Below are 21388 nucleotides of genomic sequence, written 5' to 3' on the forward strand. Positions count from 1 at the left end.
CCGAACAGAGAAGTTAAGCCCCTCATGGCCGATGGTACTGCACCAAAATGCGGGAGAGTAGGTAGCTGCCATATTTATTAAAAAGAAGCCTTGTTCGCTCTGTTGCGGATGAGGCTTTTTTGTTTGGCGGATACAGCAAGGTAACAACACCCAGCTGTTAGCGGATAGCGCATAGCGGATAGCTGTCATCGAAGCACACAGCAGCGTCGCAAGGCGACGGCTTTGAGTTTTACCTATTGCCTATTCAGTATTTATCTCTCGCTCCAAAGGAGCTCCCTTCGGGGCTGAAACCGCCGAAATCACGGAAATCTTTGAGGCGGAATCTAACCGGTTGCAAAGATCTTCGCTTGGATCATTGCCTATTGCCTATTGCCTATTCACCAGTAATCCACCACACATACTTCCCTACGCTTCAATCACTCACTACTCACAACTGACCACTCACCAATCTATAATCTTAGCAGTTACACAACATTTACGCGGTACGGTTTGTACAATAACATTGTACCTTTAAAAGCAATTTTTTATATTTAGAATAGTAAAAATGTGATTATGCGTAGACTAATATTGCTTGCCAGTGCATTGCTGGTGGTTTCTTTTTCATTTGCCCAGAATCCTATATTTTACCTGCTGGTGGGTACTTATACCAAGGGTAAAAGTGAAGGGATTTATGTATATCGTTTTAACCCCAATAAAGGTGAAGTAACACCGGTTAGCAAAATTGCTACATCCAACCCTTCTTATCTCGCTATCTCTAAAGACGAGAAGTATGTATATGCAGTCAATGAAAATGCAGGCGATGCCACACCTGGTGAGGTGAGCGCTTTTTCGATTGACAAGAAAAAAGGGGAATTGCATTTCATTAATAAGCAACCCAGCGGTGGCGATAACCCTGCTTATATTTCCGTTGATTCAACCGGGAAAAATGTGGTTGTGGCGAATTACAGCGGAGGTAATCTTTCCCTGCTGAAAACCGGGGCTGACGGCGCTTTGCAGCCTGCTGCACAAACCATCGGCCATGAAGGCTATGGCGTTAACGTTACGCGCCAGGAAATGCCGCACGTACACAGCGTGGTATTTGCACCGGATGAGAAATTCCTGTATGCTGCTGACCTTGGCAACGACCGCCTGTACAAATATAATTTTGATGCAGCTGCAGCTACGCCACTCACAGATGGCGATCCGCAATATTACACCTTGCCCGACGGCTCTGGCCCAAGACACCTGGTGTTTACGCCAAACAAAAAATATGCTTACCTGATCAATGAGCTGAGCGGACAGATTACCGGTTATTCTTACAACAACGGTGCGCTTACTGAAATACTCACCATGCCTGCCGCTAAAACAGGCGACAAAAACGATATGGGCAGTGCAGATATTCATGTTACGCCCAACGGAAACTTCCTGTATGCCAGTAACAGGGGAAAAGCCAATGATATCGCTATTTTCAGGATACAGTCAGATGGTAAGCTGATTGAAGTAGGACACCAGCCTGTTGGTTTGCACCCTCGCAATTTTATGGTTGACCCAACCGGTCGCTTCCTGCTGGTGGCTAACCGCGACAGCAACAATATCCAGATTTTTGTGATCAACAAAAATTATGGCCTGCTCGAAGATACGCATACCACTATCCCTGTTGACATGCCTGTGTGTTTGAAAATGCTGGGCGTGAAATAGGGGCTGATAGTTATATGAATTGATGGCCTGATGGCTATTGGAACAATAACGAGGCGCAGTACTTTTTGAGTGCTGCGCCTTCTTTATTTAACGGCTGAGCAGCCAGTCTTTTAATGTATTGTAGTCAGCATCAAGCACCACGCTTTTTTTCTGTTGCTGTAACAAATGTTTTGCTGAATCAGGCACCGGAACAGTTTGCCCGGTTGCCTGTTCTACTGTTTGCGGGAATTTTACCGGGTGGGCAGTTTCAAGGAAGAAACCCTTTTGTTCCGGGTATTGCAGCAGGTATTGCTGTAAAGCACAAAACGCAACAGCACCATGCGGATCGAGTGTATAACCGGTTTGGTTGTATACTGCCTTGATGGTTGCAACTGTAGTATGATCATCAAGCGTTGTTGAGCTAAGCACGTTTTGCAGTTGCGGCAGTTCGTTGTTGAACAATTGCAGCACACGGATAAAGTTGCTCGGGTTGCCCACATCCATGGCATTGGAAACTGTTGCTACAGAAGGCTGCGGTGCGTAATTACCCGTTTGCATATAACGGTGCACTGCATCATTGGCATTTAATGCAGCAATAAAATGCTGTACCGGCAAGCCTGATACATGCGCCAGCAAACCTGCACAGATATTGCCGAAATTACCACTGGGCACCGCAATTACGGGCGGTTGCTGATGCTGCCACTGCTGCAGCGCAAAAAAGTAATACAGTTGTTGCGGCAGCCACCTGGCCACATTGATGGAATTGGCGGAGGTAAGCGAATATTGCTGTTGTAAAGCGGCATCTGTAAAAGCCTGTTTAACCATTGCCTGGCAATCATCGAAAGTACCGTTGATTTCAAGAGCAGTGATATTTTGTCCGCAGGTGGTGAGTTGTAATTCCTGTATAGGGCTCACCTTGCCGGAGGGATAAAGAATAATCACCTCCACACCTTCCACACCTAAAAAGCCATTGGCCACAGCCCCGCCTGTATCGCCTGAAGTAGCTACCAGCACGGTTGTATGACGGTTGCTGTTGCGGTTGAAATAACCCAGGCAACGGCTCATAAAACGGGCTCCCACATCTTTAAAAGCGAGTGTAGGCCCGTGAAACAATTCAAGCGAAGCGATATTCTCCGTAACCTTCACCAGCGGGAATTCAAAGGCAATGGTTTCAGACACGATGCGTTGCAAAGTGGCGGCAGGAATAGCATCTCCTACATATGGTTGCATTACTGAAAAGCCCAGTTCGTCTTTACTTAAAGCGCGCAGGTTTTGCAGCAAAGATGCCGGCAGTTTGGGAATAGTTACCGGGAAATACAATCCCTTATCAGGCGCCTGGCCTTTTACAGCGGCTTCGGCAAAGCTTACATTGGGGGATTGTTTATTCAGACTGAAATATAACATGACGAATGTTGTAAATAGTGAACAGATATGGTGTGTTTGCTGCAGTCATTACGCTTCTGCAACAATTTTTACACCGGTTGTATTGATTTGTGTTACATGCGTGTGATAGGCAATACCAACACGCGTAAACACTTCCTGCATGGTTTTTTCAACGTTTTGGGCTGTTGCCTTATCAGCACTGAGCATAAAGATGGATGGACCAGAGCCGGATATGCCTCCACCCAATGCACCGGCTTCCTTGCTGCGTTGTTTTACTTCATCAAAGCCGGGAATAAGAATGCTGCGTACGGGTTCAATCAATACATCTTCGAGTGAGCGGCCGATGAGTGCATTGTCCTGTTGTACAATACCGGCCACCAGGCCTGCAATATTGCCCCACTGGCGGATAGCATCTTTGAGTAATATTTTCTGTTTAAGTATGGCGCGCGCATCAGCGGTTTTTACTTCAATCTGCGGATGTACAATGGTTACATGCAGGTCAGGCGGCTGCAGTGCAATAATATCCAGCGGATGGATGGAACGTATCAGGGTAACGCCACCATAAATACAGGGTGCAATATTGTCTGCATGTTTTACGCCACTGGCCACTTTTTCGCCGAACATGGCAAACTGCACCAGTTGTTCTTTGCTGAAACGGTTGCCCAGCAAATGATTGGCGGCTACCACTGCACCGGCTGCACTTGCAGCGCTGGAACCCACACCACTACCGGGTTTTATGCGTTTATGAATGGTTACTTCAAAACCAATATTGTCTTCAAGTTCGGCCAGCATTTCGATGAGCGGGGCGCCGGCCGTATTGTCTTTCGGATCACTGGGCAGGGGATAACCATCTGCACTGTGAATCACTATTTCTTTCTCAGGCAGCAGTTTCACATCCATTATGTCATAGGGCTCGTGCAGGCATAAGCCGAGTATATCAAAACCACAAACCAGGTTGGCAACGGTGCCCGGCGCATGAACAGTAACGGAAGTTATTGGATGAGGCATGGTTAATTTGAAAATTTTAAAATTTGTTCTCAGAACTCCTTTGAAAAGAATATGTAAGTACTTACACTTTTGCGGCACGTATAATATCAGCAAATACGCCGGAAGCGGTTACATCGGCACCTGCGCCTGCACCTTTTACTACCAGTGGCTGCTCTGCATACCGTTGTGTGCGGAACAACACGATATTGTCTTTGCCATACAGGTGATAAAAATCATGTGCTGCAGGTATATGCTGCAAGCCTACCTGCGCCTTTCCATCTGCATAACTGGCTACAAATTTCAGTTTGCAACCAGCTGTAGCTGCTTCGTTGTACAGGGCTTTGAAATGCGCTTCGTGTTTGGCCATTTCGTTATAAAAATCATCTACAGAGCCATCAAAGCAGGAAGCGGGGAGGAACGATGTGTTTGTAATGTCTTCCATTTCGAGCTGCTCACCGGCTTCGCGGGCAAGGATCATGATCTTGCGCATTACATCGGTACCGCCCAGATCAAGCCGCGGATCAGGTTCTGTATAACCTTCATCCTGTGCCTGTTTTACTACTTCTGCAAAAGGCCTGGTACCATCGTAGTTATTGAACACAAAATTGAGTGTGCCTGATAATACGGCCTGAATACTGTTTACCCTGTCGCCGCTGCGCAGTAAATCGTTGAGTGTGCCTATTACCGGCAAACCCGCACCCACATTGGTTTCGAACAGGAACTGTGCATTGTATTCGGCAGAGAGTGATTTTAATTGCTGGTAATAAGCATACGGGGAAGAACAGGCAATTTTGTTACAGGCTACCACGGCAATGCTTTTAGCCAGCAGCTTGTGGTATATGCCTGCAACATCGGCATTGGCTGTAATGTCTACAAACACTGCATTGTGCAGGTTCTTTGATACAATGGTATCTACAAATGCATCGAGCTGCATGGGTTCGCCGGTTTGCATTTCTTCCTTCCAGTTATGCAGGTCTATACCCTCTTCCTTAAACAGCATGTTTTTGCTGTTGGCCATGCCGGCTACCCTGATATTTAATTTAAGGTGCTGCTGCAAATATTTCTTTTGCTGCGCCAACTGGCTGATGAGTTTACCGCCTACATTACCCAGGCCGGTGATAAACAGGTTGAGTTGTTTGTAATCAAATTCAAAGAAGCTTTCGTGTAATACGTTTACGCCTTTCTTCACATCGGCATAAGAGATCACGGCAGATATGTTTCTTTCGGATGAGCCCTGCGCGATTGCACGCACATTAATGCCATTGCTGCCGAGCGAGGCAAACATTTTACCACTGATGCCGGGGTGACTTTTCATCTGGTCGCCCACGAGTGCGATAACAGAGAGGTTGCGTTCTACTTTCAGGGGATCTACCTTGCCATTGCTGATTTCTGTTTCAAAAGCAGCGTCAACTACTTTCTTGGCTTTGTCTGCATCGGCTGTGTTGATGGCTACGCAGATAGAATGTTCGGAAGAACTTTGTGTGATCAGTATTACATTGATTTCTTCGCTTGCAAGTGCTTCAAACAGGCGTTTGGAAAAGCCCGGGATGCCAATCATGCCGCTGCCTTCGAGGCTTAACAGCGCGATATGATTGATGCTGGAGATACCGCGGATGATTTCGCCTTCACTGCTCGGGATATTTTCTATGAGTGTACCTGCAGCCTGTGGCTGGAAGGTGTTTTTCACCCATACCGGAATTTTTTTGTTCATCACCGGTTGTATGGTGGGCGGGTAAATAACCTTGGCGCCAAAATGCGACAATTCCATGGCTTCCTGGTAAGATATCTGGTCGATGGTTTTGGCATTGGGCACCCAGCGCGGGTCTGCCGTCATCATGCCGTTTACATCTGTCCATATTTCAAGCGCATTGGCCTGTAAAGCGGCCGCAAATATCGCAGCGGTATAATCAGAGCCTCCGCGGCCCAGAGTGGTTGTGTGGCCTTCTTTTGTGGCTGCCACGAAACCGGGGGCGAGGAACAGGTTGGCCGGTGATTGTTTAACGCGTTCCTGTATCTGGCGGTTGGTAAGCGCGAAGTCTACTGCGGCAAAACCAAAATGATTGTTGGTAGTGATCAGTTGTCGCGTATCGAGCCACTCATGCGGCTGCTGTATGGCTGCGTAGTAAGCGGCGAGTATCTGTGAAGACATCAGCTCGCCAAAGCTGATAATCCTGTCGCGTGTGCGCAGTGATAATTCGTTGAGGCGGTATACGCCTTCGCATATTTCATCCAGCTCGTTGAACTGTTGTTTTACCTTGCTGAGGCAGCTGCTTTGCAGTGTTACCGGCAGCAGTGTTTTGGCTGTATCAAGATGGCGTTTTTCCAGTGCTTCCAGCACTTCTTTATACGATTCATCCTTTTCTGCAGCCAGTGAGCCTGCTTTAATCAGTTCGTCTGTTACGCCGCCCAGCGCAGAGATAACCACGACAATTTTTTCGTTTTTAAATTGCTCTGCAATAGCTATTACCTTTTGTATGTTTGCGGCATTGGCAACAGAAGTGCCGCCGAACTTGAGAACGCGCATATATGAATAATCAGTTGGTGATGTAAACGGAAAATGTGAATTGCTTTACCTTGAAAGCTGGCGGCTGAAAAGCCCGGGGGATAATATGTTATATGCACAACCCTTTACGGGTTGTAATAATCGTAGTGGTAATAATAGCAATAACAGCAAAACCTGCAATAATTGTTGCAGGTGCAGAAGAAAGGATAATATCGTTGCTGTGCTTAAACACGCTTCTTACGTCAGGTAGCCAAGATAGCGATTATTTCTTACAAATTAAATGAGGTAGCCAAAAAGTGTATCATTTTTATTAATCTCAGAGAAATCAATATTGTAATGACGCATTTTGGTTAACAAGGCATCATAGTCATTTTTATACTGCAGTTCAATACCCACCAGTGCAGGACCGGCTTCCTTGTTGGTTTTCTGCATATATTCAAAACGGGTAATATCATCGTTGGGACCTAACACCATATTCAGAAACTCGCGCAATGCGCCGGGGCGTTGTGCAAAGCGGATGAGGAAGTAGTGCTTTAATCCTTCAAACTGCAGGGAACGTTCTTTAATCTCGGGCATGCGGTCGATGTCGTTGTTGCCGCCGCTTACCACACATACAATGTTTTTACCTTTTATCTGGTCTGCATAATCATCCAGCGCAGCGATCGATAAAGCGCCTGCCGGCTCTGCAACAATAGCGTCTTCGTTGTACAGCTTAAGAATGGTAGTGCATATTTTTCCTTCAGGCACCAGGCGTACTTCAGTGAGCGTTTCTTTACAGATACGGTAAGTGATATCGCCTACACGCTTTACGGCAGCGCCATCTACAAAACGGTCGATGCCGGGTAATGTAACGGGATGACCAGCTTCAAATGCAGCTGTCATGGAAGGTGCGCCTTCAGGCTCTAAACCGATAATCTTTGTTTGCGGTGAAAAAGTGTTGAAGTACAAACCAATGCCCGATGCACAACCGCCACCGCCAATGGGTACAAATACATAATCAATATCGGTCTGGTCTTCCAGTATTTCGCTGGCCACCGTACCCTGTCCTTCAATAATGCTGTAATGATCAAAAGGCGGGATGAATGTTTTTTTATGTGCTTCCGTATATTCTTTGGCAGCAGCAGCGCAATCATCGAAGGTGTCACCTACCAGCTTGATTTCGATATTGCTTTCCCCAAACATTTTGGTTTGATTTACTTTTTGTTTGGGTGTAATCACCGGCATAAAAATGGTGCCTTTGATGTTAAGCTGTTTGCAGCTGAAAGCAAAGCCCTGTGCATGGTTACCTGCGCTGGCTGTGGTTACGCCGTTTTTTAACTGCTCGGGTGTAAGGCTGCTCATCATATTGTAAGCGCCGCGCAGTTTGTAGGAACGAACCACCTGCAGGTCTTCGCGTTTTAAAAACACGTTGCACTGGTACTTGCGCGACAGGCTGTGGTTGAGCTGCAGTGGTGTTTTGGTCACCACTTTTTTCAACCGCTGGGCTGCTGCGGCAAAGTCGGGTTTAAATGAAGTTTCTGTGCTCATAAAATACTTGTTATAAACTGCCGCAAGCGGGTTGCTGCGGTTGCACGGCCTTTACAGGGGTTTGTGCATGATATAATCTTCCATTAAATAACCGCTGCCGATATCGATGTCTTCTTTCCCGATGATTTCGAAACCGGTTTTCTCGTAAAACTGTACCGCATTGTTATCGCGGTTTACATTCAGTAGCAAGCCGGTGTTGCCTGCATTTGTTGCAATGGCTGCCACCTGTTGCATCAGCACCTTGCCTACGCCCTTGCCCTGTGCAGCGGGCAGGATGTATATTTTGTGCACTTTGGTTTTGGGCTGCTGTTTGTAATTCAGTTCGTAAGAGATGTACCCGAGATCCGTATCATTTTCCGAGGCAATGATAAACCGGTGTTGTTTGTTGTTCACCTGCCCGGTCAGTGCTTCTGTGCTGTACATCATGTTAAGCATGTAAGCGATCTGATCAGGCGAAAGAATATGCCCGAAAGTAACCGGCCATGTAGTGTGTGCAATTTGCTGGATGCTGCTGAAATCTGCCGGTTGTGCTTCGCGTGTGTGTAACATTGGAGGAAAGAATGACAAGTCAAAAAGCAATGTTGGGTATGCAGTGCGTACTGCACACCCAACATATGATATATTATTTCTGGTTTTCGGGACGCAGGCTTCTTACAGTTTTGCCGGCTTGCCACAGTTCGCTTTCACGCAGTTCTTTCAGTTCCACTTCCAGTTTCTCGCGGTAGTCGGTTTTGCTGTTAGAATCGATAGAACGCTGAGATTCTTTGCCTGTTGCAACGCTTTCGTACAGTTCGTTGAACACAGGTAAAGTAGCGTCACGGAATTTTTTCCACCAGTCAAGCGCGCCGCGCTGTGCAGTGGTAGAACAGTTGGCATACATCCAGTCCATACCATTTTCAGCAACCAGCGGCATCAGTGACTGTGTCAGTTCTTCTACTGTTTCGTTGAATGCTTCAGAAGGAGTATGGCCTTTGTCGCGCAGTACCTGGTACTGTGCAGCGAAGATACCCTGGATAGCACCCATCAGTGTACCACGTTCGCCGGTGAGGTCAGAGAATACTTCTTTGCGGAAATCTGTTTCAAACAGGTAACCGCTGCCTACAGCAATACCGAGTGCTACAACACGGTCTTTTGCTTTACCGGTAGCATCCTGGTAAATGGCGTAGCTGCTGTTTAAGCCGCGACCCTGTAAAAACATTCTGCGCAGTGAAGTACCTGAGCCTTTGGGAGCAACCAGGAACACGTCAACATCTTTTGGAGGAACGATGCCGGTTTGTTCGTTGAAGGTGATACCGAAGCCATGAGAAAAATACAGTGCTTTGCCGGCAGTGAGGTGTTTTTGTACAGTAGGCCACAGTTCAATCTGTGCAGCATCGCTCAGCAGGTAGCAAATGATGGTACCGCGCTGCAGTGCTTCTTCAATTTCGAACAGTGTTTCGCCTGGTACAAAACCATCTGCAACGGCTTTATCCCAAGTTTTAGAATTTTTACGCTGACCAACGATTACTTTAATACCATTGTCGCGCTGGTTCAAAGCCTGGCCGGGGCCCTGTACGCCGTAACCGATTACTGCGACTGTTTCGTTCTTTAAAACTTCCTGTGCTTTTGAAAGTGGGAACTCTTCACGTGTTACCACGTTTTCCTGCACTCCTCCAAAATTTAATGTTGCCATGTTTGTTGATTATTAAATAGTAAGTGTTTTGTTTATGCTTGTTTTGTTCTGTCAGTTTGTGCTGCTGTGTAATTACATGGTGAATACTTCATCCTGTTTGTCGAGGAATTCGTTTTCAATTACGTCTTCGCCCGGTTCTGTTTGTTCAAACTCTTTGAGCTTTTCATGGAAGCCATTGCTGGCTTTAATGATGGCAACGCGTGCGCTGCGTACAAACTCAATCAGCTGGTAAGGTTCCAGGGCTTTAATCAGGCGCTCTGTTTCTTCACGGTGGCCGGTTGCTTCAAATACCGTGTAGTCTTTACGTATTACCACCGCCCTTGCACCAAATTCGCGCAGCAGGCGTTCTACTTTTACTTTTTCTGCAATGATGTCGGTAGGTACTTTATACAGCGCCATTTCCTGCCATACGATTTCGTCGTTGGTGTTGAAATAGGCTTTCAGTACTTCTACCTGTTTTTCAATCTGCCTGCACAGTTTGCGCACCACTTCTTCGGTTTCGTTGATCACGATGGTAAAGCGGTGTATGTTCTCTACTTCAGAAGGAGAGGTGTTGAGGCTCTCGATGTTGATTTTTCTGCGGGAGAACATGATGGCAATACGGTTTAACAGGCCGATCTGGTTTTCCGTATATACCGTTATGGTGAATTCCTGTTTTGACATATAAACGAGTTGAGAATGCCGTTATTAATATATTTTTTCAAAGTGTTCCACAACCGGGGCGGGATCGTAAAACGGGTGCAACAATGCCTGCCATTGTTTGTAGGCATCGTGTTTTCTGAAACCGTCCACATGATCTTCCAGTGTTTGCCATTGCACCAGCAGCAGGTATTTGTTTTCTTCTTCTATGCAGCGCTGCAGTTCATGGTGCAGGTATCCGTCCATTGCTGCGATAATGCTTTGCGCTTCGTTGAAAGCATTTTCAAATGATTGCCGTGTACCTCTTTTAATGCGTAATATGGCTACTTCTGTGATCATACCTGGTGTTGTGTTTTTAGATATGGTTTATTTTAACCTGATCTCTGCCACACTGCAACCCTGCGGCACCATGGGGAACACGTTGTTTTCCTTGCCTACCATTACTTCAAGCAGGTAAGCGCCTTTGTGGCTGAGCATGGTTTGCAGTGCATCCCTGAGGTTGCTTCTGCTATCGATGCGCTGGCCTTCAATACCGTAACCTTTGGCAACTACAACGTAATCGGGGCTGGCGATATCTACAAAGGAATAACGTTTGTCGTGAAACAGCTGCTGCCACTGGCGTACCATGCCGAGGAACCTGTTGTTGAGAATAAGGATTTTAACATCCACTTCGCTCTGCATAATGGTACCCAGTTCCTGTATGGTCATTTGTATACCGCCATCACCCACAATACCTACAACGGTTCTGTCGGGTGCGCCGAATTTAGCGCCGATGGCTGCAGGCAGGCAAAAGCCCATAGTGCCCAAACCGCCGGAGGTTACATTGCTCATGGTCTGGTTAAATTCAGCATAACGGCAGGCAACCATCTGGTGCTGGCCCACGTCGGTTACAATAACTGCATTGCCGCCGGTTAATTCGTTCAGCACTTTCATTACTTCACCCATGGTCATTTCTGCCGTAGTAGGGTTCAGTTCTTCTGTGATAACGGCTTCTACTTCTTTGGCTTTCAAATCATGGAACTGCTGTACCCATGCGGTATGCGTGTTCTTGTTTACCAGGCTGGTGAGCAAGGGCAGCGTGTCTTTACAATCGCCCCATACAGGAACGGTTGTCTGCACGTTTTTATCTATTTCAGCCGGGTCGATATCAAGATGAATTACCTTGGCCTGTTTGGCGTATTTATCAAGCCGGCCTGTAACACGGTCATCGAAACGCATACCCACAGCGATCAATACATCACACTCGTTGGTTAACACGTTCGGGCCATAGTTGCCGTGCATGCCCAGCATGCCTACATTCAGCGGGTGATCGCTCGGCAGTGCGCTGAGGCCCATGATTGTCCATGCAGCGGGTAAACCTGCTTTTTCAATAAAGGCTTTGAACTCTTTTTCTGCTTTACCCAGTATAACACCCTGGCCAAACAGTACGAAAGGTTTTTTCGCTTCATTGATCAGCTTAGCCGCTTCTTCCACGTATTGTTTGCGAACAATAGGCTTGGGGCGGTAGCTGCGGATATGTTCGCATTTGGTATAACCGGGATAATCAAATTTCTGCAGCTGTGCATTTTTGGTGATATCGATGAGTACAGGACCAGGGCGGCCGGTACGTGCAATGTAAAATGCTTTGGCCATTACTGCCGGTATCTCGGTAGCATCCGTTACCTGGTAGTTCCATTTGGTAACAGGTGTGGTAATGTTGATTACATCTGTTTCCTGGAAGGCGTCTGTGCCAAGCAGGTGAGCAAATACCTGGCCGGTAACACATACCAGCGGCGTGCTGTCTATCTGCGCGTCAGCCAGGCCTGTTACCAGGTTGGTAGCGCCGGGGCCGCTGGTGGCAAATACCACACCCACATCGCCGGAAGTGCGTGCATAACCCTGGGCTGCATGTATGCCACCCTGTTCATGGCGCACGAGTATATGTTTCAGTTTTTCCTGGTAGTCGTACAATGCATCATAAATCGGCATGATGGCGCCGCCGGGATAACCGAAAATGGTGTGTACCCCTTCGGCTATAAAAGCCTCCAGCACAGCTTGTGAGCCGGAAAGTGTGGTTGTTTTTGCTGCAGGTTGGGCAACTGTTGCGGGTTCCTGTATGGTGGTGGTATTGCTCATAACGCTCAATTTCTTTTTGTTGAATGATTTGCTGCCGGCAGTTATTGTTCGTCGGTTACACAGCCTTCTGCTGCATTTTTAACCGATTTCGCATATTTATATAAAACGCCTTTGGCTGCTTTAAGTGCAGGCTGTTTCCAGGCTGCTTTTCTTTTGGCGATCTCTTCTTCACTAACCTGTAAGGTGATGGTGTTCTTTACCGCATCCAGTTCAATTACATCATCGTCGTTTACCAGGCCTATTAAACCACCGTCGTAAGCTTCGGGTGTAATATGTCCTACCACAAAACCGTGCGTGCCACCGCTGAAACGGCCGTCGGTGATCAGTGCCACGCTTTTGCCCAAACCTGCACCAATGATGAGCGAGGTGGGTTTCAGCATTTCAGGCATGCCTGGGCCACCTTTAGGGCCAACATAGCGGATCACCACTACATCGCCTTTTTTAATGCGGCCAGACTGGATGCCGGCTGTAAGCTCCTGTTCGCCGTCGAATACACGGGCAGGACCTACAAAACGTTCCCCTTCTTTACCGCTGATTTTCGCAACACTGCCTTTTTCGGCGAGGTTACCGTACAGTATCTGCAGGTGACCGGTTGCTTTCAGCGGCTGTTCAAGCGGGTATATAATTTTCTGTGATTCAAAATCAAGATCAGGAATAGATTCGAGGTTTTCTGCCAGCGTTTTACCGGTAACGGTTAAGCAGTCGCCATGCAGCAAGCCTTTCTGCAGCAGGTATTTCATAACAGCAGGTACGCCGCCATGTTCGTGCAAGTCCTGCATCATGTATTTGCCGCTGGGTTTAAAATCGGCCAGTACAGGAATCCTGTTACTGATGGCCTGGAAATCATCCTGCGTTAACGGCACGTCTACGCTTTTAGCCATGGCAATCAGGTGCAGTACAGCATTGGTGCTGCCGCCGAGTACCATGATGGTTACAATGGCATTTTCAAAAGCCTTGCGCGTCATGATATCAGAAGGCTTGATGTCTTTTTCAAGCAGCAGGCGAATGGCTTTACCTGCAGCTTTACACTCATCCTGTTTTTCCTGGCTCAGTGCAGGGTTAGAGGAAGAGTAGGGAAGGCTCATACCCAGTGCTTCAATAGCAGAAGCCATGGTGTTGGCCGTATACATACCACCACAGGCGCCAGCGCCGGGGCAGGAGTGTTTTACGATACCTTTAAAATCATTGTCATCAAGGTTGCCCGCAAGTTTCTGACCCAGTGCTTCAAATGCTGAAACAATGTTCAGATCCTGGCCTTTGTAATGGCCGGGTGCAATAGTACCGCCGTACACCATGATAGAAGGGCGGTTAAGGCGGCCCATGGCGATAATAGAACCGGGCATGTTTTTATCACAGCCGGGGATGGTGATTAAACCATCATAATATTGTGCACCGCAAACAGCTTCGATAGAATCGGCAATAATATCGCGGCTCACGAGCGAGTAACGCATGCCATCGGTACCATTGCTCATACCGTCGCTTACACCAATGGTGTTGAAAATAAGACCAACCAGTTCGCTATCCCACACACTGTCTTTTATCACTTTGGCCAGTTCATTCAAATGCATGTTACAGGTGTTGCCATCATAGCCCATGCTTGCGATACCTACCTGTGCTTTCTGTAAATCTTCATCTGTTAAGCCAATACCATATAACATGGCTTGTGCAGCCGGTTGTGTAACATCCTGCGTAAGAACTTTTGAATATTTATTGATCTCTGCCATTGTTGAATATTTTGAGGAAACAAAAAACCCGCCTCTTGTGAGGCGGGTTTGTATAATCTGTTGTGTTTATTTATACGTTATCCACCTCCATACAAAGCAGGAATAATAATGACTACCACCACAATAATGACTGCGGTAATACGGGTAATGACATTATTAATACTGTTGTTGAACATAGACGTGAATGTTCAACGAATATACAGTATGCTGCTTTAAAAACAAAGAACTTTTTGAATAACAAACAAGGAATTTCGATAGATGCATAACGAATGATTGTTCGTTTGCATGTATGCTGAACGATGCCTGTGTGTTATTATATAATCGTCGATTTGCTTAATAAGATATTGCCCTTATTAATCTCGGCCGATATTTTGTTTTCTGTGTAATCGCGTACCAGGTCACCAATGGTAGTGGTGCTGTAACTGTTGATGGCATCAATGTCTTTTGTTACAAAGCCATGCTGCAATGTCCAGTTTACGGCATCGCGTACCAGCTGTGCTTCTTCAGTTAAACCAAAATGATCGAGCATCATGGCTGCAGAGAGGATAGAACCAACCGGGTTGGCAATGTCTTTGCCTGCTGCCTGCGGGTAAGAACCATGAATAGGCTCAAACAAAGCTACTGCGCTGCCTACTGAAGCAGAAGGCGCCAGGCCCAGTGAACCGCTTAACACGCTGGCTTCATCGCTGATGATATCGCCAAACATGTTCTCGGTCAGGATCACATCAAACTGTTTGGGGTTAATGATGATCTGCATAGAAGCATTGTCAACAAACATATAATCCACCGCAACATCACTGTACTGTACAGCCACTTCCTGTACAATTCTTCTCCACAGGCGTGATGTTTCGAGTACGTTGGCTTTATCTACCAGCGTTAATTTCTTTCTTCTTTTCTGTGCGTGCTGAAAGGCGAGGTGTGCAATACGCTCAATTTCGCTGGCGCTGTACACGCAATCATCAGATGCCTGCAGTTTGTCATCACTCAGTTCTTTCTTGCCAAAGTAAATACCGCCGGTTAATTCACGGTAAATCACAAAATCAACACCTTCCAGGTTTTTGGCTTTCAGCGGAGACAAATGATGTAATGAAGCGTAAGTAGTGATAGGGCGAATATTGGCAAACAGCTGTAATGATTTGCGCAGTTTCAGCAAACCCTGCTCAGGGCGAACCTTGGCGGTAGGGTCGTTGTCGTATTTAGGATGGCCGATGGCGCCAAACAAAATGGCATCGCTGTCGAGACAGATGGTTACTGTTTCGTCGGGCAGCGGGCTGCCGGTTTTGTCGATGGCATCAGCGCCCATTAAACAATAGCGGTAGTGAAATTCGTGGTTGAATTTTTTAGCTACTGCATCCAGTACTTTAATGGATTGTTGTGTTACTTCGGGACCGATACCGTCGCCTAATATGACCGCAATATTTTTTTTCATGTTCAGTTTTGTTATGAAATAGTGGAAGGATATTGTTCGGGTTGATGTGTTACAATAGTTGCTTCGCCGTTGCTGATGCGCAGGGCCTGGTTAATGCAGGCAGGCACCTGGTCTTTGCGGTGGCTTACATATATAAGCGTGCGCTCGGGGTGTTGTACCAGTGCATCTACAATATCGGTGAATTGTTGTGTTTGATGATCATCGAGGCCCTGGCAGGGTTCATCGAGAATAAGCAGGGGCGGGTTTTTAATGAGTGCCCTGGCCAGCAGCAGCAAACGTTGCTGGCTGATGGAAACAGCAGACAGCTTTTTATTAGCCACGCCATCCAGCTGTAACAGGTATAACCAGGCATCAGCCTGTTTCACCTGTTCATCGCTTACTTTGCGGTACAAACCGGTAGTATCAAAATAGCCGGAAAGCACCACATCGCGGCAGCTGGTGTTTACATCAAAATACCAATGCAGCTCAGGAGATGCATAACCGATTTTCTGTTTGATATCCCAGATACTTTCGCCTGTGCCGCGTTTTTTATCGAACAGGTGAATATCATTGGCATAAGCCTGCGGATGATCGCCGGTGATTAAGTTAAGCAGTGTGGATTTACCTGCACCATTGGCGCCCTGCAGCCACCATTTGGAACCTTTGGCAATATGCCAGTTTACCTGCTGCAGAATTTTCTTGTCGCCATACTGCACATGCACGTTGTTCAGTTGAACGGCGTGCTGAAAAGCGGTGAAGAAAGGCGGCTGCGCAGTAAGGTTGTGCAAAGCCTGCTGGTCTAAGCTAATGGCAGGTTTACGCTGTGCAATGGTACTGCATTCTCCGAATGCTTCTCTTGTTTGTACCTGCACCTGCTGGTTGCTGATAGTAGCCACATGCGTAATGCAGGCAGGTATTTCAACCGTATCGCCTATTATAATAAGCTGTGTGCCCTGTTGTACCAGTGCGCTGAAAATGGCATTAAGCTTTTTACGTGCATCTACATCCAAACCTACCAGCGGGTTATCGAGTACCAGCAGTTGCGGGGCAGTAAGGAAAGCTTTGGCCAGCTGCAGCTTTTTCTGCTCACCGTTCGACAGCAGCAGTAACGATGCATGCGTGCGGTGGGTAAGATTCAGCTGCTGTAACATGGCTGTAATGCTTGCTTCAGCAACAGTGGGATGTGCGTTGGTCAGTTCTTCCCAAACAGTATTGGCATCACCGGCATCGCTGCTGTTGTAACGTTGCTGGTAATAAAAATCGCTGATGCCGGCATGATTGGTAAAATGATACCATTGCGCTACAAACAAAGCCTGCTGCGGCAGGCTGTTTTGTTCACTGAAATGTACCATCAATTCACCCTGGTGAAACACCTTGCCGCAAATGGCTTTGGCCAGCGTGGTTTTACCGCTGCCGGCTTCACCTGTAAGCAGCCATTGCTCCCCGCGGTGCATGGTAAATGCTGCGTTATGCAGCACGCTTTGCGGCGGGTACTGAACGGTTAAGTTGCTGGCTGTGATAAATGGCTGTTGCATGTGCTTATTTTGCTGCTTCGTACGCTTCTATATCATTACGGATGCTCAACAGGTAATCAATATCATCATAACCATTGAGCAAACAGGTTTTCTTGTAAGCATTGATGTCAAAGCTTTCCTGTTCGCCGGTGGTTGTTATTTTGATGTATTGTTTTTCGAGGTTAACCTCTACCTGTGTTGCTGCGTCTTTTTCAGTGGCAGCAAATATTTTCTGTAAAAAGCCTTCGCTTACAATTACGGGCAGCAAAAAGTTGTTGAGTGCGTTGTTGCGGAAGATGTCGGCAAAAAAGCTGCTCACTACTACATCAAAGCCATAATCTTTAATGGCCCATGCTGCGTGTTCACGGCTGCTGCCGCAACCGAAGTTTTTACCGGCAACCAGTATTTTACCAGTGTAGGTAGGGTTGTTCAATACAAAGTCTTTCGGCTGTGCTTCGCTGTCGTTTTCATAACGCCAGTCGCGGAACAGGTTTTTGCCGAAGCCATCCCTGCTGGTTGCTTTTAAAAAGCGTGCAGGAATAATCTGGTCTGTATCGATGTTTTCGATCGGCAAAGGAACAATGCTTGATACAACTGTATTAATTGCGCTCATCTGATTAATTATTTTATCGCTTGTATTCGTAATCTTTTATAATCGGCGTACCAGGTACCATACCAGGTGTTGGGCTGGTAATTGGTTGGTCTCAGGCGTTCCACCGTGTTGTTGAGAATCAGTTTTCTTTGTTCCAGGGTAAGGCTGCTGCAAAAAACATCACCGAACATATTGAGCCAGTTTTCCATACCTTCTTCACCACTCAATGGCGTAGGCCTGTCGAACAGCAGGGCTGATGTTACGTTAAACCCGTTTTTCTCCAGCAGGGTAGTGTATTCACCTATGGAAGGAAAATACCAGAAATCGGGCGGCATTTTATCTTCCAGTCCTTCCTGCTGCATTACCTGGTGTAACGCGGTGGTAATGTTGTGTACGTTTCCTTTACCACCAAACTCCACTACCAGCCTGCCACCGGGCTTCAGGTTCTCGTACATGCAGCGTATCACTTTTTCTGCGTCTTTTTTCCCAATCCAGTGCAGTACTGCATTGGAAAAGATGGCATCAAAGGGCTGATCGTACGAAAAATCAGTTGCGTTTTTATGATCAAAGCGGATGCCGGGATAACTGGCTTTGGCCGCTTCAATCATTTCAGGCGAACTGTCCATCCCGGTAACCAGGGCACCAAACTGGCTTATTTCATTGGCCAGCTGTCCACTGCCACATCCCAGGTCAAGTATGGATTCTCCCTGTTGCGGTTGCAGCCAGCTCAGCAAGTCTTCTCCATATTTGGATACAAAGGAATGCTTGTCGTTGTATAAACTGGTATTCCACTTTATTGCTGGCATATCTGCTAAAACAGGTGCTGCGTTGCCGCAGCACCTGCGTCGTTTGGTTATATTAAATCAGTTCCCTGATATCGGTTACTTCACCCGTAACAGCAGCAGCTGCTGCGGTTAAAGGGCTTGCAAGGAAGGTACGCGCGTTGGGGCCCTGGCGGCCTTCAAAGTTCCTGTTCGAGGTAGAGATGCAATATTTACCTGCAGGAATTTTGTCTTCGTTCATACCCAAACAGGCGCTGCAACCTGGCTGGCGCAGCATAAAACCTGCTTCTGCAAACACTTTGTCAATTCCTTCCTGTATGGCCTGTTGCTCAACCTGCTTGCTGCCGGGCACAATCCATACTTCCACACCTGCTGCTTTCTTTTTGCCTTTTACAAAGGAAGCGACCATGCGCAAATCTTCAATGCGGCTGTTGGTACAGCTGCCGATAAACACATAGTCAATCTTTTTGCCTTTGATATTGGCGCCGGGTTCAAGACCCATGTAATGCAGCGATTTTTCGTAGGAAGGTTTTTCTTTTTCTTCTATTTCGCTGAGTGCAGGGATATGACCTGTTACACCAATGCCCATACCGGGGTTGGTGCCATAAGTGATCATGGGTTCAATAGCTGCTGCAGCAATGTTTATTTCCTTGTCAAATTTCGCGTCAGCATCGCTGTACAGTGTGCGCCAGTAAGCCACTGCTTTGTCCCATGCTTCACCCTGTGGTGCAAAGGTTCTGCCTTTCATGTAATCGAAAGTGATATCGTCGGGGGCAATCATACCGCCGCGTGCACCCATTTCGATGCTCATGTTACAGATGGTCATGCGTGCTTCCATAGACAGGCTGCGGATAGCAGAACCTGCATATTCCACGAAATAGCCGGTAGCACCGCTGGCCGAGATCTGTGCAATGATGTAGAGGATAATGTCTTTTGATACAACACCGGTTTTCAGTTCACCGTCCACATTAATGCGCATGAGCTTTGGTTTGCTCTGCATTAAACATTGTGTGGCCAGTACCATTTCTACTTCGCTGGTACCGATACCGAAGGCGATAGCGCCGAAAGCACCGTGTGTGCTGGTATGGCTGTCGCCGCAAACCATAGTCATACCGGGTTGTGTAACGCCCAGTTCGGGCCCTATTACATGCACAATGCCCTGGTAGGGGTGACCAAGGCCGTATAAATCGATGCCGAATTTTTTACAGTTCTCTGTGAGTGTTTGTACCTGTATGCGCGACAGCTCTTCCTTAATGGGCAGGTGCTGGTTAAGCGTAGGTACATTGTGGTCGGCAGTGGCTACTACCTGTTTGGGGCGAAACACCTGCAGGCCACGTTTTTCCAGTCCTTTAAACGCCTGCGGGCTGGTTACTTCGTGAATAAAATGCCTGTCGATATACAGCACAGAAGGGCCGTCGGGTATTTCCTTTACAACGTGTTTGTCCCAGATCTTTTCAAATAATGTTTTAGCCATGTTGATTGTTTCCGGTTTTATTCCTTGGGGTATCATCCGGCAGCAGTAGAAAACCGCTGCCGGGTGTAATGAGATTTCTTTGTACTTCGTTTGATCTATCCAACAGGCACATACTGTTCGGCCAGTTTGTGCAGGTCTGTTTCTTCCACTTCTTTTTTACCATCTGCCACCAGCAAAAACTGCTGGTACAGCACGTCAACGGCATCGCGGTCAAATTCATAACCAATCTGGCGTAGGCGGTGTGCCAGTGCAGAGCGGCCGCTGCGGGCGGTTAATACAATTTTAGAACCGGCTGCGCCTACTTCTTCAGGGGTCATGATTTCGTAGGTGGTCGATTCTTTCAGGAATCCATCCTGGTGAATACCTGATGAGTGAGAGAAGGCGTTGCTGCCCACAATGGCCTTGTTGGGCTGTACAGGCACGCGCATGGTTTCTGATACCAGTATGCTCAGCGGGTTCAGCAGTTCTGTACGCACATCGGTGTACAGGTTCAGGCTGCTGTGCTGTTTCAGCACCATTACCACTTCTTCCAGCGAGGTGTTACCGGCTCTTTCGCCGATACCGTTAATAGTACACTCAATCTGGCGGGCGCCATTCATAGCACCTGCAACAGAATTGGCGGTGGCCAAACCCAGGTCGTTGTGGCAATGACAGGAGATCACTGCTTTGTCGATATTGGGTACATTATTATAGAGGTAAGCGATTTTTTCGCCGTATTGATGCGGCAAACAGTAGCCTGTGGTATCAGGGATGTTTACCACGGTAGCGCCTGCTGCGATAACGGTTTCTACCAGGCGGGCCAGAAACGCATTGTCTGCACGGCCTGCATCTTCTGCAAAGAATTCTACATCATCTACAAAATTCCTGGCAAAGCGGGTGGCTTTGGCTGCGCGTTCGAGAATATCTTCGCGGGTAGTATTGAATTTGTGTTTGATGTGAATGTCAGACGAGCCGATACCGGTGTGAATGCGCGGGCGTACAGCAGGTTTAAGGGCTTCGGCAGCTACCTCAATGTCTTTCTGTACGGCACGGGTAAGACCGCAGATAGTAGCGTTCTTGATTATTTTAGATATTTCCTGAACCGAAGCAAAATCGCCGGGACTGGAAATAGGAAAACCGGCCTCGATAATGTCAACACCCAGTTGTTCAAGTGCCAACGCCAGTTCTATTTTTTCTTTTGTATTTAATTTACAGCCTGGGACCTGCTCACCGTCGCGGAGCGTTGTGTCGAAAATGAAAACTTTTTGTGCTGCCATAATAAAGGTTTAAATAAAATTGCAGACTGAATAAGTGATTTGATTGCCTGCCAAAATATGCTTAAACAGTCTGCAAATCGAAAATATCCCTCAATTTTAGCAAACACAAACTAAAATAAGGTCATATTTACGATGCATAAGTGACCAGGATTAGGT

Annotated in this window: 17 protein-coding genes; 1 reads left to right on the plus strand and 16 read right to left on the minus strand. The window is 47.1% G+C overall.

Annotation, left to right across the window (positions count from 1 at the left end; translation table 11 throughout):
• Window positions 1–552 precede the first annotated feature (552 nt).
• Window positions 553–1677 carry a lactonase family protein gene (locus tag DXN05_RS12445; protein WP_116847604.1) on the plus strand — a complete coding sequence of 375 codons (1125 nt, stop codon included), beginning with the start codon at window positions 553–555 and terminating at the stop codon, window positions 1675–1677.
• An 87-nt stretch (window positions 1678–1764) separates the two neighbouring features.
• Here the strand turns inward: DXN05_RS12445 and thrC are convergent, their stop codons facing one another.
• From thrC to DXN05_RS12525, 16 genes are all read right to left on the minus strand, one after another.
• Window positions 1765–3060 carry a threonine synthase gene (thrC, locus tag DXN05_RS12450; RefSeq protein WP_116847605.1) on the minus strand — a complete coding sequence of 432 codons (1296 nt, stop codon included), beginning with the start codon at window positions 3058–3060 and terminating at the stop codon, window positions 1765–1767.
• Between the two features lie 48 nt (window positions 3061–3108).
• Entirely contained in the window at window positions 3109–4047 is a 939-nt protein-coding gene (locus DXN05_RS12455) for a homoserine kinase (protein WP_116847606.1), read from the minus strand.
• Between the two features lie 61 nt (window positions 4048–4108).
• Window positions 4109–6550 (minus strand): bifunctional aspartate kinase/homoserine dehydrogenase I, encoded by a 2442-nt coding sequence (thrA, locus tag DXN05_RS12460; protein ID WP_116847607.1) that lies wholly within the window; start codon window positions 6548–6550, stop codon window positions 4109–4111.
• A gap of 255 nt (window positions 6551–6805) precedes the next feature.
• Window positions 6806–8056, minus strand: a complete 1251-nt coding sequence (ilvA, locus tag DXN05_RS12465; RefSeq protein WP_116847608.1) for a threonine ammonia-lyase — start codon at window positions 8054–8056, stop codon at window positions 6806–6808.
• A 51-nt stretch (window positions 8057–8107) separates the two neighbouring features.
• On the minus strand, window positions 8108–8605 hold the full coding sequence (locus DXN05_RS12470) for a GNAT family N-acetyltransferase (RefSeq protein WP_116847609.1): 498 nt from the start codon (window positions 8603–8605) through the stop codon (window positions 8108–8110).
• A gap of 73 nt (window positions 8606–8678) precedes the next feature.
• On the minus strand, window positions 8679–9728 hold the full coding sequence (gene ilvC, locus DXN05_RS12475) for a ketol-acid reductoisomerase (RefSeq protein WP_116847610.1): 1050 nt from the start codon (window positions 9726–9728) through the stop codon (window positions 8679–8681).
• Between the two features lie 72 nt (window positions 9729–9800).
• Window positions 9801–10391 (minus strand): acetolactate synthase small subunit, encoded by a 591-nt coding sequence (ilvN, locus tag DXN05_RS12480; RefSeq protein ID WP_116847611.1) that lies wholly within the window; start codon window positions 10389–10391, stop codon window positions 9801–9803.
• Window positions 10392–10415: 24 nt separating this feature from the next.
• Window positions 10416–10706 carry an antibiotic biosynthesis monooxygenase family protein gene (locus DXN05_RS12485; protein WP_116847612.1) on the minus strand — a complete coding sequence of 97 codons (291 nt, stop codon included), beginning with the start codon at window positions 10704–10706 and terminating at the stop codon, window positions 10416–10418.
• Between the two features lie 27 nt (window positions 10707–10733).
• Window positions 10734–12482, minus strand: coding sequence for a biosynthetic-type acetolactate synthase large subunit (gene ilvB, locus DXN05_RS12490; RefSeq protein WP_116847613.1), 1749 nt, complete (start codon window positions 12480–12482; stop codon window positions 10734–10736).
• A 41-nt stretch (window positions 12483–12523) separates the two neighbouring features.
• Entirely contained in the window at window positions 12524–14206 is a 1683-nt protein-coding gene (ilvD, locus tag DXN05_RS12495; protein WP_116847614.1) for a dihydroxy-acid dehydratase, read from the minus strand.
• A gap of 313 nt (window positions 14207–14519) precedes the next feature.
• Window positions 14520–15635 carry a 3-isopropylmalate dehydrogenase gene (gene leuB / locus DXN05_RS12500; protein WP_116847615.1) on the minus strand — a complete coding sequence of 372 codons (1116 nt, stop codon included), beginning with the start codon at window positions 15633–15635 and terminating at the stop codon, window positions 14520–14522.
• 11 nt (window positions 15636–15646) lie between these two features.
• Entirely contained in the window at window positions 15647–17149 is a 1503-nt protein-coding gene (locus tag DXN05_RS12505) for an ATP-binding cassette domain-containing protein (RefSeq protein WP_116847616.1), read from the minus strand.
• Between the two features lie 4 nt (window positions 17150–17153).
• The gene (gene leuD / locus DXN05_RS12510; RefSeq protein WP_116847617.1) at window positions 17154–17741 is read right to left on the minus strand and encodes a 3-isopropylmalate dehydratase small subunit; all 588 of its coding nucleotides are present in this window, start codon (window positions 17739–17741) and stop codon (window positions 17154–17156) included.
• Between the two features lie 8 nt (window positions 17742–17749).
• On the minus strand, window positions 17750–18526 hold the full coding sequence (locus DXN05_RS12515; RefSeq protein ID WP_116847618.1) for a class I SAM-dependent methyltransferase: 777 nt from the start codon (window positions 18524–18526) through the stop codon (window positions 17750–17752).
• Window positions 18527–18578: 52 nt separating this feature from the next.
• Complete coding sequence (gene leuC / locus DXN05_RS12520; RefSeq protein WP_116847619.1) at window positions 18579–19976, minus strand: 3-isopropylmalate dehydratase large subunit; 1398 nt, start codon at window positions 19974–19976, stop codon at window positions 18579–18581.
• Window positions 19977–20071: 95 nt separating this feature from the next.
• The gene (locus DXN05_RS12525) at window positions 20072–21232 is read right to left on the minus strand and encodes a 2-isopropylmalate synthase (protein ID WP_116847620.1); all 1161 of its coding nucleotides are present in this window, start codon (window positions 21230–21232) and stop codon (window positions 20072–20074) included.
• Window positions 21233–21388: the final 156 nt, after the last annotated feature.

The sequence above is a fragment of the Deminuibacter soli genome (assembly GCF_003412455.1).
Taxonomy (GTDB): domain Bacteria; phylum Bacteroidota; class Bacteroidia; order Chitinophagales; family Chitinophagaceae; genus Deminuibacter; species Deminuibacter soli.